This window comes from Bacillus sp. EAC (assembly GCF_002156875.1).
Lineage (GTDB): Bacteria > Bacillota > Bacilli > Bacillales > Bacillaceae_G > Gottfriedia.
This window is the reverse complement of the sequence record NZ_NCSY01000007.1, coordinates 1-26,449: the sequence shown is the minus strand read 5'-3', so window position 1 is coordinate 26,449 and position 26,449 is coordinate 1. Positions and strand designations below refer to the sequence as shown.

Below are 26,449 nucleotides of genomic sequence, written 5' to 3'. Positions count from 1 at the left end.
TGATAAATGAGCTGATTAATCAATCAGCTCATTTATTCTTATTGAACTAACGCGCTCGTTAGTTCAATAAGAGTTAGTTTTCTATAAACTAAGGCTATTTTAGGATTGTTTAACCATGACCCATTTTCCATTTTTATACTGATAATGATAAATGATTGTTAATCCCTTTTCTTTTACAGTTGATTTCACAATAACTTTAAGTTCTCTTCCTTCAACCAACCCACTCACTTCGACGTCGTTCCAACCTTCCAATGCACTTGTTTTACTTATTTTTCCCACTTTCCCCTTCATATGAGTTCTTTCTTCATAAAGAGTAAGCGACTCGTTTGATAGTTTTGTAATTGTATCATTCGTAAAATACATTTTGTTTTCAATTGGCTTATATGAATATGCCGAGATAACCAAAAAGACGATAAACACTACCGTTGTTCCGACCATCGCCCAAATCCATAATTTATTTGATTTCTCGAATATTTTACCAATACAGAAGAAGTACAACAAATATGGCGAAGCAAGAATCAAAATCGGAATGCCAAATGTAAAAATTGACATGAAAAACCAACCCATCGAGAAAGCAAGTGTTTGTGGGATTCCTACACATATTGATAAAATCATCGTTAAAAATATCGGTAACATGTAATACATTAATTGTTTAATTTTCATATGTGATTGAATAATGATCATCCTCTGTTTGTTGTTCAATTAACGCTGAACGTTAGTTGCATAAGCGTTTAATTTAAAGTACCCATATTAATATGGCTAGTCCTAACATAAATAGTCCAAATACAAATGAAAAAACCTTAAAAATGATGAAATGATATCTTTTTGGAAATAATTTTTCAGAGATAAATTCTAAAATTCCGAATAATAATTCATAAAACTCTCCTGTAGATGTCCCCCCAGAATAATCGTCATCATCTTCATATTTCTTAAAAGTAACGTAAAAAGCATTTCCACTCAATAATAGTAAAATCAATGTGCATATTATTAGAACATATATATTCATATTTAAAGCTCTCCTAGAAATCTAATAATACAATTTTATATCACTCTATAATCAGTAACAATAAATGAAAAAAAGCTACATTTTAGCAGCTCATGATATTCAACTAATGCGCTCGCTAGTTGAATAAATTATATAAAATTAGCATTATTAAAGCGGTACCAAGTCTGTAAAACAAAATCTAGTTTCTCCTGAATATGCATCAGCTGTCAGCTTCTTTTCTCCTACATGAAACTGAATTGGCTTATTAAAAATGGGACCATCAAAAACAAATGAATGGTACTCCCCATTTTCACCGCAAGGATCAACCCCAAAAGGAAGTTCGTCAATAAATTGTTCATTTATTTCTTTACCGGAAAATCCTTCTGATAATTTTGTTAAATCCACACACGTAATAATGGTTTTATAGCCTAGAGATAAAAAACGTTTAAGAACGTTTGTCGTATTTTCTCCCCAAAGTGGAAAAATAGGATTTATTTCTAACGGTTTTAGCATATCCTCACGGTACTTACGCACATCTTCAAGAAATAAGTCTCCAAAGGCAATATCCTCAATCCCTTGCTCTTTTAACTCTATATTTACCTCAGTCATTATTTCTTGATATTTTTGATTAGAACAACTTTCTGGAATCCATATTTTTCGAAGTGGAAGTCCAATAGATTTTGCCTGGGCATCCAACAATTCTACCCTAACACCATGAATGCTAGTACGTTTCAAACCTTCCGTTACTGAAGCAATGAGTAAAACTACTTCAAATTCATTATTATGTAAAAGATCATGCAATGCCAACGTTGAATCCTTACCGCTAAAAGATAAGGCTACTTTTTTCTTAATGATGGTAATCACTCCCTTCTTCAAATTCATTTACTCAATTACTCTCCTTGTTCAACTAACGCGCTCGTTAGTACAATAAGGATAAAAATCTATATCAAAAACTTACGTAATTATTTGTTTTCTAGAAGAGACTTTAATTAAAAATAAAAAGATTATAAAAACTGGAATTTGCACATACAGTCCGAGGATAAAACTGCTTGCTACACATGCACCAAGTCCTAAGAACCCTACCTTTCTTACTCCCTTTTTATTGCCATAGATTAATAATATCACTCCTAAAATTATTCCTGCTAATAGCGTTCCAATAATTTCATATAAACTAGTAGAGTAACTTACCCCAATTGAACCATTCATTTCTTTCCCTCATCCCTATACCATATAATGATTTATTTCTAGATTTATATATTAATTCCTTGTTCATCTATCCAACTAATTTATTCATAAAAAAAGCAGCCATTGGCTACTCTTAAACTTCAACTAAAGCATCCGTTAGTTACATATGAACAATTAATTATTTAAAAGGCTAAATCTGAGACAAACAATATTTTTTGCAACCTCAAACAATTCCCTCCTTGCTGAATAACAAAGTATTCAACATTAGAATCTAGTTACCTTCTTAAATCATAGATCTAATTGTATAAAGTGGCAATTATTCAATATCCATTTTTCTCCAATAAAATATCTGACTTTGAAACGAAAATGATTGTTGAACCAACTATTAAGCAAGCATAAAAAAGTCTCCGTTATAAGTAAAACGCTTATAAGGGAGACTTTTTTGTATTAAAAGGTTTTACTTGTTTCTACAGATGCATCATCCTTTGGTTCAGAAACACGAGTTAAAATAATCATACCAATTACAAATAAAATAATTAAACTAAAAACGCCCATATTAGAATGTCCTGTCATTTGTGCAGTTAGGCCGACTAATAAAGGTCCCATAATCGATGCAAATTTACCAAAGATATTGTAAAAACCAAAAAACTCATTTGATTTTTCTTTTGGTACAAGCTTCGCATAAAATGAACGGCTTAACGATTGAATGCCACCTTGGGAGGTTGCTACAAGCATCGCTAAAATCCAAAAGTCTAAAGTTGTTTTTAAGAAGAATGCATATATACATATGATAATATAGACGGTGATTCCAACATAAAGCATTTTTTTACCGGAAAACTTTTCTGATAATCTCCCGAAAAGGATTGAAAAGGGGGCAGCTACAACTTGTGTGACAAATAAGATAATCAATAAGTTTGTCGAGCTAATTCCAAGGTCAGAGCCATAGGCTGTAGACATTGTAATTATAGTTCCAACACCATCAATATAGAAGAAATATGCAAGTAAAAATAAAAACAACGCTCGATAATGTTGAATATTTTTGAAGGTTTTTACGATCCGTTTAAAGCTATTCATAATAGGATTTTGTTCAGGTTCAATAAAGTAATTTTGATGAACATTTCGTAAAATAGGGATTGAAAATAGCCCCCACCAAACAGCGGTAATCAGAAAGGCAATTTGACTTGCAGTTGTAGTATTAATCGGAAGAATTTCTGTTTGAGCTAAAATGATGACAGCAATGCTAATCAGAAATGGAATGGTACTTCCTATGTAGCCTAATCCAAAGCCTCTGGCGGAAATTCTGTTCATTCGCTTTTCAGATGTGACATCAACTAAAAAGGCATCATAGAAAACATTAGCTCCAGCAGATCCTATAGCTGCAATCGTATAACAAATTAATAATATTAACCATTTATCACTTGGTATAAAGGCAAGAAGTGCTGTAAAGGATACTCCAAGTATTAAAAAGAAAGAGAAGAATTTCTTTTTAAATCCCTTATAATCAGCAATCGTCCCAAGAATTGGTCCTAACATCGCTAATATGAATGTTGAAATGGCAATCGTATAACCTAAGTAAGCAGTAGAATCTGAAGCACTCATCCCAGCTTTTGTAGCTGCAGACTTATAAAACAGTGGGAAAACAGCTGTTGTAATAATAATAGAATAAGCTGAATTGGCCCAATCATAAAACATCCAACTATTCTCTTGTTTTGTAAAACTCTTCATGAGTTTTTCCTCCTAGTAAACTAGAATATCTATTATTATTTTACATAAAAATCTACTAAAAATCTGAACGGTAATAAAATTTTACTTCAGCATTACACTTTTTATTACTAGTGAATAAGAGAAGTGAGATAATAACGCTATTATTTGTTTAAGCAATCCGTATATAAGCTAACTATTCAAGGTTTACATCCACAATTCCTTCTTCAACTAAACTGCCAAATATAATAATAAAAAAGCAGCCAATGGCTGCTTTTAATGATTAACTAAAGCACTCGTTAGTTCAACAAGATAGTTTCAAGACCAAGAAAGCACTTCATTTTGCAATATTACAACATCTGGTTTGCAATATTATTGACGTATTGCTTAATTATTTTAGAATTACCAAAATTTGCAACAAAGGTAAGTTCATAATAAATACCACCTTTTGCAAAGATAAGTGTATTTTCTATTAGTTCCCCAACCTCTTGAGATTTACCAAGTTCATATGATACTCCTAAAGTTGAATAACCAGTATAATTACCACTAACCCCACCTTTTAATTGAACAATTTCTTCAGGTTCATCAGTATCAAGTTCTACAAGTTCATCAGACTCATCAACTTCAGAATCAAGGTCTACAACTTCACCAGTCTCAAAATCAGATTCAAGTTCATGCTTGTAATTATAAATTGAAACATTAATTACAAATTGTTTTGAATTGTCAATTTGAGAAAGACTATAACGTACGCCTAATTTCCTACCATTATGATTATAATCATCAATTTGTAATGATTCACTAGGTACAACTTTAAAAGGCAAATTTTTAGGAATCTTTAATTTAAAAGGAAGAGCATTTAAACCTTCTTCTAGCGAAGAGGCTTTATAGGTGATCGGTATCATCTTTCTTTGTTCTTTTGTAAGATTTGGTTGCTCAAACTTTTTTAATTTAGAAGTATCTAATGATTGATTCATACGTTTTTCACATCCAAACAGTATTAAGATTAAAGTCAAACTAAAAAATAATATTTTTTTCATTTTCATGCTCCAGTAGAAAGTAAGTTATTAATTTTTATATTTTTATATCATACATTTTATCATTCAATTTTTATTTTGATTTACTTCTTCAAAGTTATTAAAACAGAAGCTACTGTAATAATCTATCTCTAAATTTAATCCAACTAACGTGCGTCAGTTGAAGATTGTATTTCTTTCTTTTTTATAAAATTAATAACACTTAATACAATACATGTTATTAATGTGAATAAACATCCGAAAATATGAAAATAAAAACATCCATTAACAACATGTTTACTATAGTTAATGTCAGGTGCTGATATGTACATCGTATCTGCCATATTTACGAAATTAATTAAAGAAAAGGTAGAAACGATAATAGTTAAACCTAATACAAATAAATAACTTTCTTTTTTTGCATAAAACCATGATATGACTGCAACACTTAAACTAACCACGCCAAATCTATCAAAACCCCAAAAGTTTCGCACTTCTGATCCCATTGAGGTCCAGGGTAAAAATAAACTAAATATAATAATTCCAATCCCGATTAATACTAGCAACTTACTTTTTTTATTCAAAATTCCCATGTTTCATATCCTCACTAGATGTTATTTACATATAATTTTAACTATATTTGAAAATACTGGAAAGTGGTATTTATTGTAATAACTTATTACAATAAAATGCCAATTAGCGCAATAAAAAATAGACCGCATAAGCAGCCCTTCTTGTTGCTCAACTAACGCGCTCGTTAGTTAGTGTAAAAGACATAAGTAACTCATTTGTAACTTGTGAAAAATAAACTATTTACCAGTTAAAATTAACTTTCGTGTTTTGGGATTATAAATTTTATAACTAATTTCAAACATATGATCTTTTGTAACAGTCACCTTACAATAATAAGGGATTGACTTTCCATAAGCATCAAGGGCAGGAATATCACTGAAGGTAAAGATTTCATCTGTATCGAGCATTTCAATGTCCGCATCGGAAGAACGACCTGATGAATCTATTTCAATAACACATTTTCCACTGACAACATCATAATCCTTAAGCACAACATATTTTAGGCTTGGTAGTGTGATCCATAAAAGTAAAACACCTACTAAAAAGCTTCCAAGGCTTTTACCTAAAATTGATAATGGATACTCTTTATCAAAGTACATAGCTATTAAGAAAAATAATGCCCCTATTACCATGAAAACTCCTAGTATGAGCATAAAATAATACATGAACATTTTTTCACTTCCTATATCAATTGAATCAATTACGAAATTCCGTATCCTACCAAACTACCTGAACGTACTTAAAAATTGCAAAAGCAGCTTTGATGAACTTCAACTAGCGCATGCGTTAGTTACTTAAGCTTACATTAGTTCTATATTTTCTTCTGCTTCACGTCCATCAAAATTGGAATACTGATTATGACACTTTTAGTAAGATTGTTGTTTCAGAAATAGTGGAAAAAACTTAACTAATGATTTTATTCTTATGTTTTTTCCTTAAAAATTCAACTAAAGCTAAAATCGATAGACCTATTATTATTGTTACGATATGAAAAAACCATTTCTTTTCATCGGGAATATTGTCTTTTATAATTCCAAAACCTGCAATAAATGAATTTGCTCCAATAAAATAGTTCATTCCATGCCCAATTAATATGTACTTTTTATAAAAATGAAATGATGCTAACATAAAAAATACAAAAAATAAGTTTTCAAAAATCACAATTTTTCTCCCTAAATAGTTTTAATAGTTGAATTTTATCATACTAATCCCTTGCTTTTTGTTTGAAAAAATTACCATATCATATTGAACAAAACTGCCATTTACTTCAATAAAAAAAGAACTGTAATAACAGTTCTTGATCTTCAACTAATGCGCCAGTTAGTTATATAAGTCAATTACATACATAATAAAACCTTTTGCAATTAATATTATCAACACAGAAATTAATCCAAAGAAGAAAATCCCTATTGAAGCACTTAACATTTGTCTTCTAAAACTTCTACTGTCATCTGCAAGCTTTAAGGTTATTAAATAACTTATAAATAATAAAAAGAAGAATGACCAGATAAAACTATGGAACATATAAAGCATAATTCCAAATAAAAATGCTCCTAATATAAAATAAAGAACTTGATCTTTCTTCTTCGTCATTTTATTACCACCCAAAGTTATATATTTAATTCATTTAATTCGATTTTTCGAATTGAATTACCGATAAGAGTGATATTTTGTTAAACATTTGTTAGATTTTTTCACCTTCCCTATTCAACCATCATGCCAATTACTTGAATTAAAAAAGAACAGCCATAGGCTGCTCTCGCTGTTCAACTCACGCGCTCTTAGTTGTATATTTTCTTTTCTTTTTTAACTCTATCTTCAATAAAATCCCAAATTAACTTTATTAATGTAAAAACTAGTGGGGCAAAGATTCCGATCTTATAATCGTGGGTGAACATCCAACCACCCAGACCCACAATAAGAATAAATAGAATGATATTTCTTAATAATCGTCGTGACATAATTTTTAATTCTGCCTTTCTGTAGTCGTACCAGTTGATGTGCTGTATTTCTAATTCTTAGTTTAACAGAATTTTATCTTTGCAAATGTTTTTTATGCAACTAACGCGCTCGTTAGTTGAAGTAGAATACTTCACAAACAACAATATTTTATACAAATATTATCATAGTATTTATCCCCATCCGTGATTCTTATTGATTTAAATCTTTAATTCCTAGCTTTATGAATGATTAGAATCACTTCTTTTAAGTCATTGTTAATCCAATGATTAGCCTATCGGTCTATTCGAATACTTGGCGAAGCTCAATCTGTCCTTCCCCAAGACCATGTGGATCTGGTGCGCGCATCGCCCACTCGATTGCTTCCTCGCGAGATTTCACATCTATGAACCAGTAACCTGCAATCAACTCATTGACTTCAGCGAAAGTTCCTCTGTAATGGTCGGCGGTTCTCCAGGAACAGGGAAAGTAATACGAATACCGTTGGAGCTTGGATGGAGTCCACCGACTGACACCAGAACTCCAGCTTTCTTCAGTTCTTCATTATATTTCTTCATCGCTGCAAACATCAGATCCATCTGCTCCCTTGGCATTGTCCCTGCTTCAGAATCCTTTGAAGCCTTCACAACCATCATAAATTTCATTAGTAACTCCTCCTCTGTGTTATGGATTTCTAATGTTTATCCTTCCTTTAACCCTTATACATTGATACCATTCTTACTGTTGCAGCTATCATCATTATACCTTGGCTCATCATTCTTTTATAGCTTCAATATTAGAATGAGGAATGCTTCCATTTTCATATTTTCTGGTTTCTGTAATGGCCTAATTGAATTAATTCGATCTATTAATCTATGTGATAATAGAATAAGTAAGAATTGAATTTTATAAGAGAATATTATCACTAAAAAAAATGCCAGCTCATAGAATATGAGAGTGGCATTTTTTCATTCTATTTTTGTAATACATTAACAGTTTGTGGGGTTGTAGTTACTTTAAAGCCTTGTTTATTTTCAACGTCTGCTGAAACAAAATACGTACCATTTGGAACATCTAACTCAGGCGTCCAGTTCAAATGAATTTCAGTTTCATTTTCAACTACAATAGAATCAATTACTTTTCCATTTATATCTTTTATATTGATTGTCCAATTTACATTGTTACTAGCAAATGCATTAATTCCCGCAGGTGTACTTGCAGAAATATTTTCATTTGGCCATACACTAAACCAGCTAACTAGCATTCCCTCATTAATATATGAAGGGTCTCCCCACACTGAATATCCATGATTTAAAGCATAATCAATGCCCAATACGACTAGGCTCTTTGGTTCTTCTTTCACAAGGACTGAGGTCTGTCCAATCTGTAATGGCATATATTGACCGTTATACCAAATAATTGCACCTTTAAATCCACTACCATTTTCGTTGTCTACTGCTTTGAAAGAGATTTCATATTGTCCTTCTTTCGGTTGTACTTTAATATCCGAAACAACTGGAGCAACAGAATCTACTTGGATAGGTAGTTTTACTACTTGAGGTTTAGCATCCTTATAATCTAGTGTTGTTTTTATTACATACTTATAATTTCCATCTTTGACTACTTGGCCATTTTGGTCTTTTACATCCCACAAATAACCACCATTCATATAGTTTTGATAAGACATAATATTTTTACGGAATTTCCAAGGCTTTCCAGTATATTCACTAAAGTCACCAAGATATTGAATCCTTTTACCATTTTCATTCTCAACATACATTTCTGTCTTTTGTAAGTTTCTTAGTGCCGTAAAAGTTGAGAATACATTTTTAAAGAGTGCATTCGGAGAGATAACCATTCTACTTTTTTTAAATGTTCCAGTTTTCGGATCATAACCTAGTGGGAAGTTGCCTTCTGAACCAGGTTCATCATTCCAAAGAGCTGTGAAACCCAAGAAAGCATCTTTATCCCATGCCGCAGGGTCAATATTATATGGTTGATCCCATTTTCCATAGAAGCCCATATATGGTACAGAAATTGGAACAGCTAAATCTGCGTTTTGACCTGTTGGAACTAGTCGTACATATCCCTCAACAAAAATTCCTTTCTTTAAATTAGATGGTAATTCAATTTGAATATCGAGATTCTTACTTTGCCCTGTCTTAATTTTTATTATATTCCCACGTGAGTTAGTTACTTTTTCTCCGTTCACTGAAGCTATAGCACCTTGTATTCGCTTATTTTTTAATGTTAAATACTCTTTTGAATCCAATGCACCATCATTGTCTAAGTCAAATTCTTTTGTTTCTTTGCCGTCTGTTAGGACATCTACATAAACTCTGTATTCAAATTCTTCTTTATCTTTATCTTTATTGTTTTGAAGTGCATCTAAATTCAATTTAAATTGGACATTATTACTATTAATCTCTTTTAATGCAACTGATCCTGCTTGTTCTAGAGGAGTTTTTTCTCTTGTTACGAGTACAGGTGTTTTAATTGCATTTTGTATTTGCATCAAACCAGACCCTTGAATTCGTGGTGAGTAAGGAACTTCAGAATTTGTCCGTGGATCTTGTACAATTTTAGACGTGTTCATTAAAGCAATTTTAGCTTTTAAAGCTGTTTTCTTTGAATGATCTAAACCTTTTTCATATAAGGATTGTAATAAAAGTGCAGATCCACCTGCTACATGTGGAGTCGCCATTGATGTTCCACTCATAATCTCATACTCATTTCCTGGAACAGTTGAATAAATATTACCTCCTGGTGCTGATAATTCAGGTTTAAAGTCTAATGTATGTGGTGTTCCATAAGATGAGAAATATGACATTGTATCTTTACTTGGATTATCAATATAAATTCCTTTTGATAATTTCATTTTAACGATATATCCGCTTGTTAACTTAGAAATTAACGAATTACCGATTGCTTTGCCTGTTGTTGCCGCAGGAGTAAAATATGGACTAAAGTCAGTAATTGGATAGTCAACATCTGTATTCGACGGTACTAAAATAACAGCTTTAGCACCTTTCCTACTTGCTTCGTATTGAATATAACTGTATGATCCATATATTTGATTTGGTTTAGCAATAACAATTTTACCTGTGACATCTTTATTATTAAAATCTTCAGTTCTACCTTCACCTACATAAATCATCTCGTAACTTTCAAATGGAGATAATACTTTAGAAAGCTTAAAGTTAAACTGACTTTGATCTTGATATGGAAGCTGAAGTCCATTTTCTTCTACAAGTGTGCTCACATGTACTTTCGAATTTTCATATGAAGCAACAGAAATTGCATATGGACTTACACCTGGTTCACTCACTGTACCAATATCTGGATTTTCGGCATAAGGTTGTAAAGAAGATTGTATTAGATCATTTTTAGTGCTATAAGCAGAGTTCCCACCAGCAACTACAACAAGTGTGCCATGTTCTGTTGCTACGTGTATTGCCTTCTGAATCGGATCGTTGTCCTCACCAACAAATCCAGCATCAGTTCCTAAACTCATGTTAATAACATCTGCTCCCATAGTTACTGCGTGCTCAATACCAGCGATAATGTCATCCTCATAAGCACCTTCGCCATTATCAGAAAATACTTTTTCAGCTAAAAGTTGCACTCCCGGCGCAATTCCTTGTACGCCATCATTTGATTCGTCACCATTTGCTCCTACAGTACCTGCTACATGTGTACCGTGTGGGCTTCCAAATTGACCATGAGGTATTACATCAGTATCATCATCCGCCCAATCATAACCTGTAGGTACTTTGTCACTGTACCATTTCTCATTTACTTCAGTTTCAGCGAACTTATTTGGGATATTGGATTCTGTCCATTTTTCCTTTTTTTTACCTTTTTCAGTAAGTGTCATATCTTTATGAGTATAATCAATTCCGGAATCTATAACCCCAACTAGTAACCCTTCACCTTTATAACCATATTGCTGCCATACATTTTGAGCTTGTACCAATTCTTTGCTTGCACCCATTGATGGCTCAAAAGTTCTTGCAATATGTACATTTGCAACCCCAGGTGTATTTTGTATTTCTTTAACCTTACGAAATTCTGTTTCAACACTAAACCCATTAAAGCCTTCAAAGAAACGATTTTTTACCTTGGAAGCTGATCTTTGCTTTGAAATTTTTGCTATTATGTCATCTTGCTTTTGCTTTTGTTGCTTCTTTTTTTCTTTAGGAGAAATATCAATCGATTCTGGTTGTTCTACTTCAACTATTACCCGAACTTGTTCATTTGGGTTATAAGCTTTTACATTACCATTTTCACTTAAATCCTTATAACCTAGTTCATCTACTTGATCTTCATTTAAATGCTTCTCTTTATCTAAGAAAATTTTTTGACCTTGTTTTACAATGTCCTCAATACTTGGAGCTGGAACCGTGTTACTTTCTGTTTCTTCTGCAAATCCCGTTGACGTTAACAACAATGCTGCTAAAGTTGTAGTAGTAATTACTTTGTAAGAAAAACCTTTTTTCTTCCTCATCATACACTTTCCTCCTACTTAGCTCATCTTGATATTTGACTTAAAACAAGTGCATCTTTAGTAATATTTCTTCAACGTTTAAAACAGCAGTTCCAAGATTGAATTGTACATGTATAGACCCTGCTTTCACTGCAGTTAACACTTACTAGCAACTGCTATAACTTTCTCTTCTAGTGAAGTCCATTTTCCTTCTGCTGTAACATCAGCTTTGGAAATATCCTTATCCTGTGTTTCAACCTTAAAATTGTAGTGACTTTTGAGAATGGGAGAGCGGGACTGGTGATTCACTTGGGTGGGTTCTTTGTTGCATTTAGTGACTTTTCAATTGAGGCAAAAACCAAACTACTAAATAGAAGAAATGAATAAGGTTAGAACGTGTGCTAATGAAGTAATTCGTTTTTTATCTTTGTTCTCATTTGTTAACCTCCATATTTTATATTGATCAACCTGTAAATACTGGCTGATAATATCAACAGAACGAATCATTAACTTAGTATTTTCTACTGTTTGTTTCTATTTTTTAGATAATCTAATGTTTTCTTATGCATCACCTCTAACATAAATTGCATTTTAGAATAGTGGAATTAAACCATTAATAAAAACGTAAAATTTTAGACTATTCAAAATGTTAAGGTTATTATATGGTGATATTTTTTTTTAGTAAATGACATTCTCGTTATCATAATGATTCATTTCAGTTATCAATAAAGAAGAATGAGGGTAGATTATAGGAGGAAAATCAATATAAGTCTGTGTTTTTAAGTTTTTTTGTTGACAAAAAAAATTAATTTGTATAATGGTATAGTAACTTTAATAGTTAGCTACTTAATAAAAAATAGATAAATTGCTCATCCCCCACTTTCCTCCTAAAATAGTAATAGAATTTCATAATGATAGAATCCTGATGATATACCCTTTAATACGCCATTTTCAAAATTCAATACTGATCTCTTCATTCCCATTTAACTAATTTAATTAAGTTTTCCATCGAGGCATAGCTATAAAGCTCTTTCAAAGAAATAGGACGCTATTCTACTTTATTTATGTAGGTGATTTTATTCGAAGATAAAATGAGGGACACAATTATTTGCTTTCTGAACGCTTTGACAATTTATATCCAATAATGAATCGTAATTTCTAATCTTCCTTTAAGTAAAACCACAAGATTTTAGTGCATAAATACTTCAATCGATTCCCTAGCTGAGCGACCGATTGGAAAAAGAAAAAAGGAACTTCGTATGAAACGAAGTTCCTTTTTTCTTATGTTACAAACGCTCTCGTTAGTTACATAAGTAGCTTCTCTTAATTACATATAATCGTTGTACTGCGCAGCTGGAAAGTTGTTCTTCTAAAAGATAAGCGCCCTACAGAGCAAAAAGAGATAGTGGGTTAATCTTTTACATCTTCCTTGCATATTTCACTAACTAGCTAGCTGCCAAAACGCGTTGTTTTCTTTATTTTTCGGTTCAAGCCTATTACAATTTTCATATTGAGGCTTTGAATTCCTTTATTTTTTGCATTAAACCCTAATGAATTTTTCAGAGGTAACTAATTATTATGTCGTTTGTTAACTTCAATCGTAATGAACTCCGGCAAATAGCTGGGAGTACATCCTTTTGCTACTATTTCATCTTTGTAAAGACCCGTTTTCTCACCAAGTTTAATACAACGTGCACGATTCTTTTCATCATAAACGCCTATCCAACCTGCGGTGAAATTCATAGCCCATTGAACTTCCGGTTCTTCCTGAGTAATATTAGCTTCCAATGCAGATAGCAAGTCTGCGGTGTTATCAGGCGGTGTTTGTCCAGTCCATCTCAATCGCCCTTGATAATACCAGAAAGATCGCCTTTGAAGAGCAGAAGGACTATTTCCCCATGACTCCATCAATGCAATTTTCTTATTGTCTTTGGTGAGCTGATTAGCCATTAACCAATCCATTAAGTTATTTCGCTCATCAAAAGTGTGAGTCTGCATATCCTTATCAAGCTTATTTAGCACATCTTGTGAAAGAAGTTTTTTGTCCATAATTAAGATTGCTAATAGTCTGGGCAAAAACTCTTCGGTTGACCAAAGTTCCATAGCTAGTTCGTGATTTTTTTTAATGTCCTTCGCAATTTTTCGTAAGTCGCCTAGCTTAGTTTTACTATTGATCTGAGGTAGAATGTTTTCTGCTTTTGAAGATCGTTTTAGTTCTGTACCTTTATTTTCATTCATTTTATACAACTCCTTTATTAAAGCACTGTTTCATAATATGTCCTTGACGGGATATGTTTGCGTTAGTCTTGTACAACTAACGCGCTCGTTAGTTGCATATGATGTATCAATGTGCCACCAGATTATTAGAATTCAAAAGTCCTCAAATCTGACTAGAGAAAGAGGACTTTTTTGAATTATAAATTGATCAATAAAATGGGATTTCAAAGATGTTAATGATTGTCATCAAAATTAGAATAATATATTTGTTTCAATTCTGGAATTAATGATTTATCTACATAAAAAGTAGATTCTTTTCCGTTATACTTATCAATTTTATATAACGAGTTTATTACATATACTTCTCTGAATCTAAATTGAACTTTTATTGAAAAATTGTTTTGTTTCTTATAAATATTATTTTTATTTTCTTGCATTAACTTACAAAATTGAGCTGTTTGAAACGAAGAAAGTCCGAATGTATGACCTTGTGAATAAACAGTTATCGAATCCATACGTTCTTCCTCAGTACTTAAATATCCCCACTCTATATTGCTAACAGAAATTGGTTCTCGAATATCATTAACAGGTTCAAAAAAACCAATTATTTTTAAAAACCAAAATGCACAACCTAGTGAAACCATTATTGCTAATTGAATAATTAATGCTTTTTTTTATAACAGGTTCCCCTTTTCAATAATATCGTTCAAAGTTAACTTCAAAAGGAATGATTAACATGCCTTTACAAGATTAAACTAACGCGCTCGTTAGTGGGATACTGGGTATTTTTGACTTTCTGTTAAAACTAAAATAGAAGCTATTTTATCTCTTCAAGAAACAATTTTAATAGTGGCGCTGTATATGGATCAAACTTGTCTTTTTCATCGATCGAAATCCAAGCAACATCAAGGATATCACTATTGTCTTCATTATTCATATCTAGATATAATTCTCCACCTATTATCTCTGCAATGTATGTAAACTTGTTTTGTTTATTAAAAAGTAATGATTTTATTTCTACATCATATCCTGTTTCTTCTTTAACTTCTCTTATACAAGCTTCTTCAGGGGTTTCATTTTTTTCGATTCCTCCACCTGGATAGTTCCAAACAATATCTCCTCTTTGAACAAATTGTTTGACCATTAATATATGTCTCTTATGTATAATAAGTGCTTGTGATATCATTTTGGCACCTCCATTTAGTTAAATACTAACATAATTCTCATTGTTAGGAGACTATTCTCCCATTTAGTGCATTAAAAAATTGACTACATAAGTAGTCTATCGTTGTACAACTAACGCGCTCGTTAGTTCAATAAGTAATACAAAGTTTATTAAAAAGGTATCCAATTATTAACTATGAGAATACCTTTGTTTTTGATTTCTTGTGGGTCTTCTTTATAATCTTTTTGAACGTAATCGTAGGAAATCCATTCGAAATGTTCTAATCGCAGTAAATTTGCTACTTGAGTTACTGGATTTTTCTCAATTAGTTCTTCAAAGTCTGAAACATAAAATATCTGTGTTATATCTAAAGGTGTTATGGGCTTTACTTTATGGGGATTGGAATTTATTAATTCAACTAATCGCTCCCGGTGGTATTCATCTTGGTTAATTTCTATGTCTTCTTCCCAACTGCATTCAAAATGAAAGGTCCTTTTTATACCATCGTATATAGATAAAGACCAACCATGGTCCTCCGCATTTATCAAATGTATCAATACACCTTTATTATTTTTTATAAATCTTCTAATTACATGAAATTTCCTTCCACTTGGAATAATCGTAACCCAATTATTTTTTTCTGGATATACAAATCCACGAACGAAAGAACGCTTTAACAGTTCAATACCATCTTTCTGATCATTAGAAAAAAGATGGTAGCTCTCACTAAATTCACTCATGATTACACTCCTATATAATGATATAAACTACAACTCAGTAATTTTTTTATGCTTACAATTTTATTCGACTAATTCTCAGAATAATAAAGTAGGAGCTTAACATTCAGCTCCTACTTATTGTTTAACTAACGCTTGCGTTAGTTGAATTTATTTTTTTCTAAATCACTAATTCTTTGTTCTAACTCTTTAATTTTAGTAAATCGTTTTTTACTAATGTTTTTGATTAATGTAATGAAACTAAAAATAGCTAATCCAATAATAACTAATGCAATAAATGATGGTATAAAACTGTTCATTTAATCCTCCAATGCTAATTTAAATCTGATAAAAGATTCCAGTAAACTTTATATCAAAATTAGGATAAACCTATTCTAACAGAAATTTAATTCTTTAAGTCTATACAATACTTATTAAACTAAACCTAAAATGCCAGTTAGCACGATAAAAATGGACTGCCGAGGCAGTCCATCGTTATTCAACTTAAGCTCTCGTTAGTTTCATTAGAAAGACTTTATTTTACATATACCAAAGCAATTCATTTTTCATTTGCTTACCAGCATTATAAGTTCTCCTATCCTAGTACTAGTACTCCATCAAACAAACTCAAATTTGTCCACATGAAATTTTTACAACTAGTTTTTTGAATACGTTTCCAATATGATGAATATGTAAGCATCGTATCGTAGTTCTGACTCTTTGAACTAGAATAAAACAACTAGAACAGGAGGATGATAGAATTGAAGAATAAACGGGTATTGCTCTTACTTATTAGCTTTTCCCTGGTTTTTTTACTCGGCTCAATTGAGAAACCAATCGAGGCTGCATCGGTTGTCTACAAAGTGAAAAAAGGTGATACACTTTATTTTATTTCGAAAAAATTTAAGGTATCAGTTTCTGAATTGAAAAAACAAAATAAATTAAAATCGAACAATATTAACATTGGTCAAAAATTAGTGGTTCCAACTAAGAAGTCGACAATCAAACCAGTGAAATTACCAGCAAGCCAATCAGTAAAGAAAATAGCATTATCAGTTACAGCCTGGTATGAAACTTCCTCAACAACTGAAGATGCTTTTGGGATGACAAGTGGGAATTTTGATGGGGCTGGTTTGTCGTTTGGTGCACTTCAAGAAAATTTTGGAAGTGACACACTTCAACCAATCTTAATAGATTTGTTAACGAAACACAAACAAGTAGTTCAATCTGCATTTGGTGATGATTTCACCTCATACAATACTTTTGTTGATGTAGTAATGCACAAAACCAAAGCTGAACAAATTGCTTGGGGGAATTCAATTTCAAATCCATCCAATAAGTATCAAGTGATCGAGCCTTGGAATATGTATTTATTTAATATTGGATCAAGCAAAGAAGGCGTTGCTAGACAAATCCAAGCTGCTGATTATTATTATGACCAAGCAGAAAAGTATTATAAAACGTTTGGACTATGGACAAAAAGAGGATATGCTTTGCTATTTGATATTTTTGTGCAGAGCGGGTATATTTCTGAAAAAACAAAAAATCTCATTCTGTCTGACTTTAAAAAAATTAAAACAGCTAACTTAACACCAGCCCAAATTGAAACAGTAAAAATGAAAATTATTGTGAAACGTCGTTCAGTTGATGTTCCTTCGCAATGGAGAGAAACGTGGACGTCTCGAAAGTCGGTAATTGCTAATGGTAAAGGAAACGTGCTTGGTTACGGCGAATTTTTCGATGTCTCTCCATATGGTGCGACATTAACTCATTTGAATCAATAATTGAAAAAATCCGGTACCAATTTAGGACCACTATTGAGAAAAAAATTTATTAAAAGTCAAGCAATCGATTAAAAATATTTATAGTTTAGTGTTTTTTTATTTAATGTCACATATTTAATGCGTAAAAACAAGGATAGGAAAGCAGAAATAATATCTGCTATTTCTATCCTTTTTTGTACTATAAATGAACTCATTTATTACAAAAATTATTTAGCATTTTTATTGAACTAACGCGCCAGTTAGTTACATAAGAGTTAAATTAAGTAATAAATAAATTTATGTTTCTCTCTTCTTCTACTAAACTCACTTGGTATTATATACAAAATAAATGCACTTATTTCAAATAAAAAAAATGCATAAGAATTCTTCTGTATCCATCCATTTATAATCCCTAAAAATACAGAAACAAAAAGAAAAATAAAATAAACTAAACCGTTCAAGATAAAATCATAATTAAATCTACCAATGATTTCGGTTCGAGTTCCATTTTGTATTATTTCTCCATTAAAACTTAGAGAATATAAACGACCATTCATTGATAGACGTTTAAATGAGAATTTATTATTTTTTACATCCCCGTAAAATATCTTCCCTTTTTCCTCGAAATTTTTATCCCATATCGAATCAACTGCTGATGTTCTGTCTTTATATATATTTGCTGAAATGGTACTTCTAAGTTCATCAAGAGTTTTATTTGATTGAAATCGATATTTCAAAATATCTCCTCCACAATTCCATATTGAATTTATATTAAAAGTTCATTGCTTTCTAATTGATGTTGAACTAAAGCATGCGTTAGTTGAATAAGATCAATCAAATAAATTATGTTCATATTGAATTCTATCCAACACTTCTGCTGGATTTATATCGTAACCTTTAGCCTTAATACCACTCCAATTAACCCCTACAAAAAGACCATCATTCTCAAGTCCTTTAAGCCATTTATTAATAATATCATTTAAACTAATTTCATATACTTGAAATCTACTATAGGAAGGAATATTTTCAATAATCTTTTCAGCCCTTGATTTTAATGACCAAAATGGCATTGATGTCTCTCCATCAATATTCGTTGAAGTTGGAATTCCACCTTCGTCTTTAATTGTAAATACTATTCTATTTCCGATGATTTCTTTAATAAATGCATTCCATTGAGCTGCTGAATGGCTCATTTAATCACCTAATTTCAATATAAGTTAAGTTATTAAATCTCCATTAATTATTCCTTACCTTCTTCAACTAATTTGCCTAATACTTAAATAAAAAAGCAGTCTCGGCTGCTCTTGAACTTCAACTAACACATGCGTTAATTCTATTAGATTTGATATTTTTTAGTTAATAGTAATGAGTTATTGCACTGGAAAAATGACTTTTCCTTGTTTATTTTTACAAACAAATTCGATATCACCCATAAAGTTTTTAAGATGATTATCAGTTGGTATTTTTTTATAGATGAAATAGGCATCTTGCTTTGGAACTCCTAGTGTCGTAGTGTAATTCGAATATTCTCTATTGCTACTATTAAAAGTATAAGCTCTTAATTCTATTGTATCAATATCGCCATTTTCATTATTACCCATAATCACTTGATATCTTCCTTTATTTGTTTTAAATGTTTCCACTTCAGCAAGATCTATTCTACCTCTCCATAAAGAACCTTTTATTTGGTACTTTCCATTTGGTCCTTTGACCAGACGAGTTCTACCGTAAAGTCCATCATATTTACTAAATGCTAAAGCAATATTGCTATCGTCTAATGTAACTACTTTTAATACTTGTACCTCTTTCACTAATGGATTTCTAGGACCATGAGAATAATTGATATTCTGTTTTATTTCTTTGCTTAAGTTACTAGAATAAATATTCACCGAAAATTTTTGATTTTGATAAAAATATAGTACAAACCATACTAAGATAACCGTAACAAATAACCATATAATTCTTATATTTTTCATTATATAATCCTCCATAGAATAGGAAAATACTACTTTCCTTTTAGACTTTTCTTCATCTAGGTACTTATTCGTTTTTTCCATACTGAATCAATCCATCAAATGCAACAATTACAATTGTTCAGTATCTAGCAATCAGAGAATTACAAATTATCCTAATTCAATTAAACTACTTACTTCAATAAAAAATGAGCCACTTTGTGACTCATGATCTTCCACTAACCCATGCATTAGATGAATAAAGAAGTGTAATTATATGCTTACCGTTACTGAGTAAAGGAATAATAACGCTAAAATAACACCAATAAAGTATTTCGAAAAGTACTTAAGAGTTTCATTTTCAAATGTCTTAATCAATATATAAAAAAATCCTACCACCCATATACTATTTTGAAAAAAAGTGACAATTATATTCTTTATCATATTTGAATAAAAGAAAAATCCCATTAATTTACCTCTCTATAGATATTATTTATTTGTAAAAATTTACCAACTAATACAAATACTTATTCTATGTGTTTACTAATGAATCCTTCTTAGTCAATTTATTCCATACCATTAAGCACAATTAAAAAAGGACTACCGAAATAGCCCCTCGCTGTTCAACTAACGCGCTCGTTAGTTACATAACTAAACATCTTATTTTGTATAATCATTAAATGTATCATAATCTCCACAACACACAATAAGTTCACAACTCTCAGGATGAAGCATAGCTCCCATTGATTGGACTACATATTCTTTACTTATTGGGTCAATATGAAAATGTTTACCATCTTTATAATCATGTGCTAAACGGATTAGCTCAGTACATAAACCAATCAATGCATTTTTACTTAGGGTAATTTGTACTCTACAATTTTGTGTAATATCATTCCCACTATTATCAAGAACGGTTACTTGAGCAATATTATCTCCTTCGATTTCAAATACTTCTTCTTAATCAGAATTGTTTTCCAAATTAATATTATAAACAGACATAGTAAACACCTCACTCTACATTTTATGTATAATTTTACCATATTCAATTCAACTATCCTGCCTTTTAGTGAAACAAAAAAAGAGTCACCGGAGCAACTCAAGATATTCAACTAACGCGCTCATTAGTTCAATAAGCTCCTTATAAATAATATTGGTTAACAATGATAATCGTAGTAATTAATACGCCCATATAAAGAAAGGAATATACTAATCCGATTTCTTTCCCGTTTCCAATTATTTTTCGGATTCCCTCTTCAATCACTCTAATTAATATTACAAATAGAAAAAAACAAATGATATCTGCAATAAAATAGAAACTACCAAATAAACTACTAATCGTCGAAAGAGGCTTCCCCTACTGATATTTAATGGCAAAAAAGATAAATAGAATTATAATTGTTATGAAATTTAAGAAGAGGTGTCTCTTTTATCGTAATCTTTAATAAGCCATTGTTTGAAATTTCTTAAATAATTCAATTTGTTCCTCCATAGATGTTAATGGTATTCGATTTAATAATAACAATATTCTTATTAATAATAATTAGTAAGTTTTTACAATTATTTCACCACTGATCCTTATTGAATTAAACTGCCCGTTACTTAAATAAAAAAATGAGCCACAACAGTGACTCATTGATCTTCAACTAACTCTCTCGTTAGTTGAGAATATTTCATTCAATAATTGACTTTTTATCTAGAAATACTTATATGATTTTGGGGATACTATAAAACATTAACAATAAGCGAGGTATAGCATGGAGAAAAATAAATGGTTCAATGACGAAGAACTTGAAAGATACTCAGACAAAGGAATTTTGTCTGAGGAAGCAGTTAAACAATTGCGCGAATCAAGAGAAAAGGATAAAAAGAAAAAATCATCTATGAGTCCTTAGATAAAAAAGTTCTTTACTAAATATATATAAAAATTGGAACAAATAAGATCCTTCATTAATGAGAAACCTTCCGTTTTCTACTTCAACTGACGCGCTCGTTAGTTGAACAAGAACTAGCATATTTTCACATGAAATCGTATGTGAATTTAGATTTCATAAATACGCTTATCGGCAATAAAAAAAGATCTTCAAGAGAAGATTTTTTTTATTACTTATTGAACAAAGGTAACGGTAATTTCTCTTTAAATTTCCTTTGTATTAGAGCAATTATTAATAAACAAATAGGAATTATTATTTGAAGTGGTATATGTAAAATATAAGGAATAATTTCAATCCTTTCTTTAATACTTTCGATTTGATTTCGTGCAACTAAAATTGAACATATTAGAATTATTACACCTATTGGATAAATTAGATCATTTGTTTTTCTTATATTAAATATTTCAGCAGTTCCTGAAACAGCACAATAGAAAAAGATAGTAATTTTTATAAAACCTCCACAAATCATAAATATTACAATAAAAGAATCTAATCGTTGAACAAAATTAGCGATATTAATATAACTAACTCCTACCAAAAGAGGATAATTGGTTCTTTCTAATACGGAAATACCTAATATTGATATATTTATTATTGTAAAAAACGTTAAGATAAGTCCTGAGAATACTAATGCTGGAATTCCTATCTTGAGTGCATTTTGTTGTTTATTTAAATGTGGCATTATCATTAAAAAAGTAACCATCTCACCAAATGGAAATGTTATTCCTATAGGAATAGATGCAGTAATAACAGGTCTCCATCCATTTTCTAAAACAGGTCTCAAATTATTTATATGGTGAATCTTAGCTATAAATTCAAAGGCTACTATTATTGAAATAATAAGGATTATAAAAAAAAATATGACTTCAGTTGTACGAGCGATAGTTTCGAACCCCTTAAAAAGTCCATACATAATTAAAAACATCATTAATATCCCTAATGAAATAAGTGAGGATGATTCGAACAGTGTTATAACCAATAATTGTTCAAATTCTCTTAAAATTCGTGCTGCCATGTAAATAAAATAGATAATATATGCGATAATTACAAGTTTACCTGCGAACTTACCCAAAATTTGTTGAACATAATTTGTAAAATGGATAGCCGGATAAATTTCAAATAGTTTAATATAAACTAAAAATAATAAACATCCTAAAAAAAGACCTATTAACGCACTAATCCATGCATCTTGCTTGACATTAATAGCATAAGGTAAAAGACCTGTCATACTAATCTGAAACAAAACAATCGTACAAAAAAATTGAAAACCACTAATTCTTAATTTCCTATTCATTTCAATACCTTCTTTTAGTGGGTTAATTGAATCCACTATATTTTCACCAAAATCCCCAATTTTATGAATATTTTTTTGTATTTTGTTAAAATACCAGTTAGCACAATAAAAGGGCTGTTAAAACATTCCATAGGATTTTCAACTAAGACGCTCGTTAGTTTAATAACACAAATCCTCATCTCCTTATTTATAGGTTTGGTTTTCGGTATTTTTAACGTATCCATAAATGTAAATTGAGTCATTTTTATCAAGATAAGGAATATTGAATTTTTGTAATATCTCCATAAATTTTATTTGTCCGTCTGTACATGTCTTACTTTTATTTTTTCAAGTTCTGGTAACAATGAATTATCTACATAAAAAATAGATTCTTTGCCATTATATTTCTTATTGACTTTATAGTACAACCTTGTTAGCAAGGGGTTATCTTCATTAAATCGGAAATATATTTTAAGGGTATTTTGTTCAAATTTTGTATTAATTTTGTTTGGGTTATCCATCATCAATTTACAAAACTCATTAAAATAACCTCTGTCTATTCTAAAAGAATTTCCTTCAGAAGTTATTACTATGCGTTGAAAGCTAGCAGGATCACCCTCCCCTTCGATTGTAAAGTATTGCCAGTCTATTTTCTCTACTGATATCGGTTCACGTTTATTATCATATTTTTTGCACCCTGTCAGCAAAAAGCAAAATAGAATTACAACAATATATTTCTTTATATCAGCCACCTCTTTTTCCATCCTCTTATTTGTACAAATCTAACTATAAGTAGTAGAATAACATTCCAGTTTAAAAGATTGTGTCATTTTAAAAATTCTATTTCCTTCTACAACAAACCTGCCATTTAGCAAAAAAGAGGATGATCAATTATGATCATCCTCTTTTTGTAGTTCAACTAACGCTCTCGTTAGTTGAATTAGTATCATAATACTTTACATTTACTGTTTCTCCATGTGTAATCATCAACCGAACAAAACAACTCCCATAATAAATAAACATACAATAGAAATTATATTTAAAGTTATTATCAACTTTGTCTTCCGAGAAATAATTGCTAAGTAAATTAAGAGTAACATAAGGACAACAAACCATAACTTTTCCAATATTCCCTCTTGGAATGATTCAAAAAAACGTACGGTCAAGATCATAATAAAAAACATATACAGCATTGGAATTTGGTTTGATTGTTTCTCCGTATTATTTTGTTTCATTGAATTTTTTCTCCTTTGAATAATTACTATACTTTAACTAGTCATATATTAACTATTCAATATATTATTGGAAATGTCCTTTCCTTATTAATCATCGTGCCATTTACTTCATAAAAAAAGCTGCATTAGCAGCAAGTGTTCTTCAACTAACGCGCCAGTTAGTTCAATAAGTAAGTATATAAAATTATTCTTACAATTTTATATACGTTTTACTAATTCAGGATCTAACGCTACATAATGTGGTCCCGAACAGTCTTCTTCTTTAATACCAATTTCATGATTATTTATGCATACAATATTATGTCCATAAACCCCACTCAAACCACAACATCCAATTAATCTATCGGGATTTATGTGAGGTTTTGAATTAATTGAATCTTCGATATTAATAATAAAGAAGTCTTTTAAGTTAAGTTCCGATACAACACCACCAATGGGAGTAAAGTCAAGTATGTAAAAACCTTTACGTATATACTCTTGGTCACCGTTACTATATAGTAATTTAGTATTCTTTAATTCCTCTACCTCTTCAGAAACCTCTATTTTACAAGTTCTACAAATTAGTTTTATCGTGATGAACACTCCCCAAGTTCTGACTGACTATATTATTGCGAATAGATATCTTAATTGTTTCAATTCTAATATGATCAGACAATTATAGTATTTAAATACCAATAAAAAAGCTGCATCTAAGCAGCTTTTTTATTTAACTAACACGCTCGTTAGTTACATAAGAATATTTTATAGTTCGAAGTATTTTCCAATAACTCCAAATAATCCACCGTTGATCATTAGTATTACTATGGCTATTTTCAAATTTATAATCTTACCGGATATTCTAGGTATATTTTTTATGATTAAAAAAATTAAACCACCGCTTACCATACCGGATAGTCCATACATAAGTATATGTGAATAATGGAAAAAATCTGCTACAATCTCGGAGAGCAAGCTTGTATAAGCACTAATTAAAATAAACGTAATAAACCAATCTAGCCTCATGACAACAAAATCCCCTCTTCTTTATTAACTCTTCTCCTTAAAAAATAAAAATGGATCAATTAAATAATCCTGTGTTTAGACAGTTATTCTATTTAAATTTCCTACTACATTATTAAAACTTAGTATTTCTAAATAGATATTAAATGTTGAAGGTGAATAATCCTTTTTAATCAATTAAAAATGAGTAGCCATTGGCTACTCATACTATTCTACTAAAGCGCCAGTTAGTTGCATAAGGAATGTTAAAATTTAAAAATTAATGCGAAGTTTAGAAAATCAAAATACAAAAAACAACATTTAAATCAATAACCAATACTTAATCAATATTCTTTGTTAGCTTTTCAAAAAATTTTGCTACATGGAATCCATCTACTGTAGCGTGGTGAGATTTAATAGAAATAGGTATAGATAATCTCCCGTTTTGTTCAGAATACTTTCCAATAGTCAATATTGGCTTTAAATAACAAGAAGAATTAGCGATATTTAAAGAAAAATTATCAAAACTCACCCAAGGAATAGATGATATATCAAAGGTGTTTAAGGGTTGATTAACTTTAGGAAACATTTTATCGGAACCAACGTATTTTTCAACTTCTTCTTTAAAAGCAGATTGAAATTCGGCCATACTTTCAAATTTATCTAACCAAATACATTGAAATTTTTCTTTTTCTTTATCAAAAATAGTAAATGCCGGAACTAGATAATCCCAACATACTAATTCATTTTCAATAAGATCATAACGGTAATTTTTGATAGAGTTAATAGATTTCGTAATATTAAAAATCATATAGGCATAGAAGCTGTAATTATTATTTTGGCAATATTCAACGGCATTAGTTACATCTATTTTCGTTGTCAGTTCATGAGTAACATTTATTGAAAAGTAATAATTATAATATTCTTTTCTCTCCCACTTTTCTAATTCTACAACACGATATTCAGACATTACTTCACTCCTAACTTGTAAAAATATTATTTTATCTAATGAATTTGTTATAAAAATAATTTCTATTTTTATAACCGTTTCCCTTTTCTTTTTCGACAATACTGACATAAGCACAATAAAAATGAGCTGCCGTAGCAACTCACGTTATTGAACTAACGCGCCAGTTAGTTGCATAAGAAGAGAAAAAAACTTATTATCTCCTTTGATTTTTTTCCTTAAAAATAAAATTTATAAAGTTCTTAAACTTTGAGGTAAAATTCTTATTAACGTCAAAATATGTACCGTATCGTCCAGAAATTGTTTTTTCAATTTTTTTTGGCAATGTATTCATAACTTTCAAAATAGGTGTTCCTCTAATACAGCAT

General features: G+C 30.6%; 27 protein-coding genes and 1 pseudogene. 2 read left to right on the top strand and 26 right to left on the bottom strand.

What is annotated here, in order from left to right; all coding sequences use genetic code 11:
- Positions 1–99: 99 nt before the first annotated feature.
- The 17 genes and pseudogenes from B7R65_RS13195 to B7R65_RS21345 all read right to left on the bottom strand — a co-directional run bounded on the left by B7R65_RS13195 (position 100) and on the right by B7R65_RS21345 (position 16,299).
- A complete protein-coding gene (locus B7R65_RS13195; RefSeq protein WP_218780431.1) occupies positions 100–663 on the bottom strand; it encodes a hypothetical protein in 564 nt (187 codons plus the stop codon).
- A 73-nt stretch (positions 664–736) separates the two neighbouring features.
- Positions 737–1,006, bottom strand: coding sequence for a hypothetical protein (locus B7R65_RS13190; RefSeq protein WP_088043261.1), 270 nt, complete (start codon positions 1,004–1,006; stop codon positions 737–739).
- A 147-nt stretch (positions 1,007–1,153) separates the two neighbouring features.
- Positions 1,154–1,867, bottom strand: coding sequence for a Dph6-related ATP pyrophosphatase (locus B7R65_RS13185; RefSeq protein WP_218780430.1), 714 nt, complete (start codon positions 1,865–1,867; stop codon positions 1,154–1,156).
- A 72-nt stretch (positions 1,868–1,939) separates the two neighbouring features.
- Positions 1,940–2,191 (bottom strand): hypothetical protein, encoded by a 252-nt coding sequence (locus tag B7R65_RS13180; RefSeq protein ID WP_088043260.1) that lies wholly within the window; start codon positions 2,189–2,191, stop codon positions 1,940–1,942.
- Between the two features lie 426 nt (positions 2,192–2,617).
- Positions 2,618–3,895, bottom strand: a complete 1,278-nt coding sequence (locus B7R65_RS13175) for an MFS transporter (protein ID WP_088043259.1) — start codon at positions 3,893–3,895, stop codon at positions 2,618–2,620.
- A gap of 326 nt (positions 3,896–4,221) precedes the next feature.
- Entirely contained in the window at positions 4,222–4,908 is a 687-nt protein-coding gene (locus B7R65_RS13170) for a hypothetical protein (protein ID WP_088043258.1), read from the bottom strand.
- Between the two features lie 143 nt (positions 4,909–5,051).
- Entirely contained in the window at positions 5,052–5,477 is a 426-nt protein-coding gene (locus B7R65_RS13165; RefSeq protein ID WP_088043257.1) for a hypothetical protein, read from the bottom strand.
- A 216-nt stretch (positions 5,478–5,693) separates the two neighbouring features.
- Positions 5,694–6,089 (bottom strand): hypothetical protein, encoded by a 396-nt coding sequence (locus B7R65_RS13160; RefSeq protein WP_088043256.1) that lies wholly within the window; start codon positions 6,087–6,089, stop codon positions 5,694–5,696.
- Between the two features lie 271 nt (positions 6,090–6,360).
- Positions 6,361–6,618, bottom strand: a complete 258-nt coding sequence (locus B7R65_RS13155; protein WP_088043255.1) for a hypothetical protein — start codon at positions 6,616–6,618, stop codon at positions 6,361–6,363.
- Positions 6,619–6,777: 159 nt separating this feature from the next.
- A complete protein-coding gene (locus tag B7R65_RS13150) occupies positions 6,778–7,050 on the bottom strand; it encodes a hypothetical protein (protein WP_088043254.1) in 273 nt (90 codons plus the stop codon).
- A gap of 648 nt (positions 7,051–7,698) precedes the next feature.
- Positions 7,699–8,060 (bottom strand): annotated as a pseudogene (locus B7R65_RS13145) (YciI family protein).
- A 308-nt stretch (positions 8,061–8,368) separates the two neighbouring features.
- Complete coding sequence (locus B7R65_RS21920; protein WP_088043435.1) at positions 8,369–11,902, bottom strand: S8 family serine peptidase; 3,534 nt, start codon at positions 11,900–11,902, stop codon at positions 8,369–8,371.
- 1,548 nt (positions 11,903–13,450) lie between these two features.
- Complete coding sequence (locus tag B7R65_RS13135; RefSeq protein WP_088043253.1) at positions 13,451–14,119, bottom strand: DNA alkylation repair protein; 669 nt, start codon at positions 14,117–14,119, stop codon at positions 13,451–13,453.
- Positions 14,120–14,331: 212 nt separating this feature from the next.
- Entirely contained in the window at positions 14,332–14,742 is a 411-nt protein-coding gene (locus tag B7R65_RS13130) for a hypothetical protein (protein WP_088043252.1), read from the bottom strand.
- Positions 14,743–14,915: 173 nt separating this feature from the next.
- Positions 14,916–15,284: an NUDIX hydrolase gene (locus B7R65_RS13125; RefSeq protein WP_088043251.1), complete on the bottom strand. Its 369-nt coding sequence runs from the start codon at positions 15,282–15,284 to the stop codon at positions 14,916–14,918.
- Positions 15,285–15,433: 149 nt separating this feature from the next.
- Complete coding sequence (locus tag B7R65_RS13120; protein ID WP_088043250.1) at positions 15,434–16,003, bottom strand: hypothetical protein; 570 nt, start codon at positions 16,001–16,003, stop codon at positions 15,434–15,436.
- Between the two features lie 137 nt (positions 16,004–16,140).
- A complete protein-coding gene (locus tag B7R65_RS21345; protein WP_179194870.1) occupies positions 16,141–16,299 on the bottom strand; it encodes a hypothetical protein in 159 nt (52 codons plus the stop codon).
- Positions 16,300–16,740: 441 nt separating this feature from the next.
- Between B7R65_RS21345 and B7R65_RS13115 the strand changes: the two genes are divergently transcribed.
- The gene (locus B7R65_RS13115; protein WP_256941305.1) at positions 16,741–17,763 is read left to right on the top strand and encodes a LysM peptidoglycan-binding domain-containing protein; all 1,023 of its coding nucleotides are present in this window, start codon (positions 16,741–16,743) and stop codon (positions 17,761–17,763) included.
- Between the two features lie 254 nt (positions 17,764–18,017).
- Here B7R65_RS13115 and B7R65_RS13110 read toward each other — a convergent pair whose 3' ends face one another.
- From B7R65_RS13110 to B7R65_RS21785, 4 genes are all read right to left on the bottom strand, one after another.
- Positions 18,018–18,479, bottom strand: a complete 462-nt coding sequence (locus tag B7R65_RS13110) for a hypothetical protein (RefSeq protein ID WP_088043248.1) — start codon at positions 18,477–18,479, stop codon at positions 18,018–18,020.
- Between the two features lie 93 nt (positions 18,480–18,572).
- Complete coding sequence (locus tag B7R65_RS13105; RefSeq protein ID WP_088043247.1) at positions 18,573–18,935, bottom strand: DUF2750 domain-containing protein; 363 nt, start codon at positions 18,933–18,935, stop codon at positions 18,573–18,575.
- Positions 18,936–19,112: 177 nt separating this feature from the next.
- Complete coding sequence (locus B7R65_RS13100) at positions 19,113–19,718, bottom strand: hypothetical protein (RefSeq protein WP_088043246.1); 606 nt, start codon at positions 19,716–19,718, stop codon at positions 19,113–19,115.
- A gap of 636 nt (positions 19,719–20,354) precedes the next feature.
- Positions 20,355–20,561, bottom strand: coding sequence for an Imm32 family immunity protein (locus B7R65_RS21785; RefSeq protein ID WP_483861140.1), 207 nt, complete (start codon positions 20,559–20,561; stop codon positions 20,355–20,357).
- A gap of 890 nt (positions 20,562–21,451) precedes the next feature.
- Between B7R65_RS21785 and B7R65_RS21340 the strand changes: the two genes are divergently transcribed.
- Positions 21,452–21,589, top strand: coding sequence for a hypothetical protein (locus tag B7R65_RS21340; RefSeq protein WP_179194869.1), 138 nt, complete (start codon positions 21,452–21,454; stop codon positions 21,587–21,589).
- A gap of 208 nt (positions 21,590–21,797) precedes the next feature.
- On the opposite strand, the gene B7R65_RS13085 is transcribed toward B7R65_RS21340, so the two are convergent.
- From B7R65_RS13085 to B7R65_RS13055, 5 genes are all read right to left on the bottom strand, one after another.
- The gene (locus B7R65_RS13085; RefSeq protein ID WP_088043244.1) at positions 21,798–22,958 is read right to left on the bottom strand and encodes a GerAB/ArcD/ProY family transporter; all 1,161 of its coding nucleotides are present in this window, start codon (positions 22,956–22,958) and stop codon (positions 21,798–21,800) included.
- A gap of 254 nt (positions 22,959–23,212) precedes the next feature.
- Positions 23,213–23,665, bottom strand: a complete 453-nt coding sequence (locus tag B7R65_RS13075; protein ID WP_088043242.1) for a hypothetical protein — start codon at positions 23,663–23,665, stop codon at positions 23,213–23,215.
- Between the two features lie 669 nt (positions 23,666–24,334).
- Positions 24,335–24,718: a hypothetical protein gene (locus tag B7R65_RS13065; RefSeq protein ID WP_088043240.1), complete on the bottom strand. Its 384-nt coding sequence runs from the start codon at positions 24,716–24,718 to the stop codon at positions 24,335–24,337.
- Between the two features lie 159 nt (positions 24,719–24,877).
- The gene (locus tag B7R65_RS13060; RefSeq protein ID WP_088043239.1) at positions 24,878–25,138 is read right to left on the bottom strand and encodes a hypothetical protein; all 261 of its coding nucleotides are present in this window, start codon (positions 25,136–25,138) and stop codon (positions 24,878–24,880) included.
- Between the two features lie 316 nt (positions 25,139–25,454).
- The gene (locus B7R65_RS13055) at positions 25,455–26,192 is read right to left on the bottom strand and encodes a CatA-like O-acetyltransferase (RefSeq protein ID WP_088043238.1); all 738 of its coding nucleotides are present in this window, start codon (positions 26,190–26,192) and stop codon (positions 25,455–25,457) included.
- Positions 26,193–26,449 lie beyond the last annotated feature (257 nt).